Origin of the sequence: Sphingobium sp. CECT 9361 (genome assembly GCF_918741285.1) — a bacterium.
In the GTDB taxonomy this organism is placed as follows: Bacteria; Pseudomonadota; Alphaproteobacteria; order Sphingomonadales; family Sphingomonadaceae; genus Sphingobium.
In genome coordinates, this window is sequence record NZ_CAKKNC010000061.1 from 1 (window position 1) to 2,586 (window position 2,586).

At 59.2% G+C, this 2,586-nt stretch carries 3 protein-coding genes; all 3 read left to right on the forward strand.

Translation table 11 applies throughout. The annotated features are described in order from the left end of the window. A partial coding sequence (locus LQ220_RS24690; protein WP_230190614.1) for a transposase occupies positions 1 to 436 on the forward strand: 436 nt, incomplete at its 5' end. Further along, positions 433 to 780: an IS66 family insertion sequence element accessory protein TnpB gene (tnpB, locus tag LQ220_RS24695; RefSeq protein ID WP_290369095.1), complete on the forward strand. Its 348-nt coding sequence runs from the start codon at positions 433 to 435 to the stop codon at positions 778 to 780. The genes LQ220_RS24690 and tnpB, both read left to right, overlap by 4 nt. A gap of 57 nt (positions 781 to 837) precedes the next feature. Further along, complete coding sequence (locus LQ220_RS24700) at positions 838 to 2,478, forward strand: IS66 family transposase (protein WP_230190615.1); 1,641 nt, start codon at positions 838 to 840, stop codon at positions 2,476 to 2,478. The last annotated feature ends 108 nt before the right edge of the window (positions 2,479 to 2,586 follow it).

Consider the following 2,586-nt stretch of genomic DNA (forward strand, 5'->3'; position numbering starts at 1 on the left):
GTACGCCTCCGATAGCAGCCGCATTGTCGAGGTGATGTATCCAGCTCATTGCGCGGGCATGGATGACATAAGCATTGATGTGTTTGCAGGCGCTCGTCGCCTGGACGTGGTGGAGACCGGCCGACGCAGGCGTTGGACCGATGAAGCGAAGCAACGGATCGTCGAGGAGGCGTTTCAGCGCGGCGTTCCCGTTTTGACTGTAGCGCGGCGCCATGATGTCGACCCATCCCAGATCTACGACTGGCGTAAACGGCTGTTTCCGTACCTTTCCAAAGGGGTTCCCGGATTTGCGCCGGTGGTTGTTACCCCCGATGTTTCGGCTTCGTCCTCGCGCGGTCAGATGGAAATTGTTTGCGGCAATGGCCGCCGGATCATCGTCGACCGCGACGTAGATGTCGCAGCGTTGCTTCGGGTTTTGGCGGGGCTTGAAGGATGATCCCCGTTCCGAGCGATGCGAAGATCTGGATAGCACTGGGTCATACAGATATGCGCCGCGGGATGCGTGGCTTAGCGCTCCAGGTTCAGGAAAGTCTGAAGCGTGATCCTCATCAAGGGGATCTGTACATTTTCCGGGGGCGCAGCGGATCGCTCGTGAAGATATTATGGCACGACGATTTCGGCATGTCATTATATGCAAAACGGCTCGAGAAAGGGCGTTTTGTTTGGCCCTCGGCGAAGGACGGCACGGTACCGATTTCGGCCTCGGCATTGGCCTGCCTGCTTGAGGGCATAGACTGGCGCAACCCGCAGAAAGCCTGGCGTCCGAGCAAGGTTGGGTAGCATTTTTCTGGCGATTTTGCTTCGGGTTTACAGCCGATTCTGCTATAGATTTCGGCGATGGAGACGCTCTCGGCCCGCGATATTCAAGACCTGCGCGAGGCCGTTGTCCGCGCAGGTCTGCGCGCCAACGAGGCAGAGGCCAATGCCGCCCGCGTCCTAGCAATCAACGCTGATCTGATCGCCCGCAACGCCCATCTCGAACTGCAAAACGAGAAGATGCGACGCGCCCTGCACGGGCCATCATCGGAACGTTCGCGCCGCCTGATCGACCAGATGGAACTCGAGTTCGAAGAGCTTGAGGCCACTGCAACTGAAGACGAAATCGCCGCGCAGCAGGCGGCTGCAAAAACGACCACCGTCGAAGCCTTTACCCGCAAGCGTCAAACGCGCCGGGATTTTCCATCAGGGCTTCCCGTCGAGCGGGTCGTTATTCCCGCCGACAAGAACTGTCCTTGCTGCGGTTCAGACAACCTCAGCAAGCTTGGCGAGAGCGTCATTCGTGCGCTGGAGACGGTACCTGCCCAGCACAAGATCATCGAGACTGTCCGCGAACGCTTTTCCTGCAGATCGTGCCAGACCATCACGCAGCCGCCAGCGCCGTTTCACGTCACGCCGCGCGCCATGTTTGGCCCGCATTTCCTCGCATGCCTTGCGTTCAACAAATTCGGGCTTCACCAGCCACTCAATAGCCAGCGCGATCGCCTCGAGAGCCAGGGCATACCGCTCAGCCTGTCAACGCTTGCCGATCAGATCGGCGCGATCGCTGCCGCTGTGAAGCCGGTTTTTCTGCTGCTCGAAGCGCATACACTCGGTGCCGGGCGTCTCCACGGCGACGACACCACCGTGCCGCGCCTGGCAAAGTACAAAACCGATATCGCCCGGATGTGGACTTATGTCTGCGATGATGCGCCGTTTGCAGGAGGACGGGCACCGTCAGCGCTGTTCTATTATTCCAGGGACCGCAAGGGCGAGCACAGCCGGGAGCACCTTGTCGGCTACAGGGGCATCCTTCAGGCCGACAATTACGCCGGCTACAATGCGCTTTATGACCCCGGCCGGCCCGAGGGGGCAATCACACATGCCGCCTGCTGGTCCCATTCGAGAAGATACTTCTTCGAACTTGCCGATATTGCCACCCAGATGAAGCGAAAACCCGGCAAGCGTGTCGTCATATCACCGCTTGCGATCGAGGCTGTGCAACGCATCGACCGCATCTTCGCAATCGAGCGCGACATCAACGGCAACCCTGCCGCTGAACGGCTTGCTGTGCGTCAGACCTTGTCAGCCCCACTGGTCACGGAACTGGGCAACTGGATGCGTGAGCAGCGCGGGCTGCTCTCCTCGAAGGACGCAGTCGGCAAAAAGATGGATTACATGCTCAACGCATGGCCCGCTTTTACCGCATTCCTTGACGATGGCCGGATATGTCTCACGAACAATGCCGCCGAACGCGCCCTGCGAGCCATTGCCCGGGGAAGAAAAGCTTGGTTATTCGTCGGGTCTGACCGCGGCGGCGAGCGCGCTGCGATGATGTACACCCTCATCGCTACGTGCAGACTCAACGATGTCGATCCGCTCGTCTGGCTGACCGACGTGCTCACACGGATCGCTGACATATCCCAGAACCGCCTCCACGAATTATTGCCGTGGACCTGGAAACAGATGCGCGAGCAGATCGATACCGCTCAGGCGGCCTGATTTACCAGCAGCGAAAACCCAATCTCCCAGGAGTAAGGGTAGCGATACTCCTGGGAGATCTTACCTCAAAAAAATGCTTGATGCCTGCGGTCCACAACGGATGCGTAC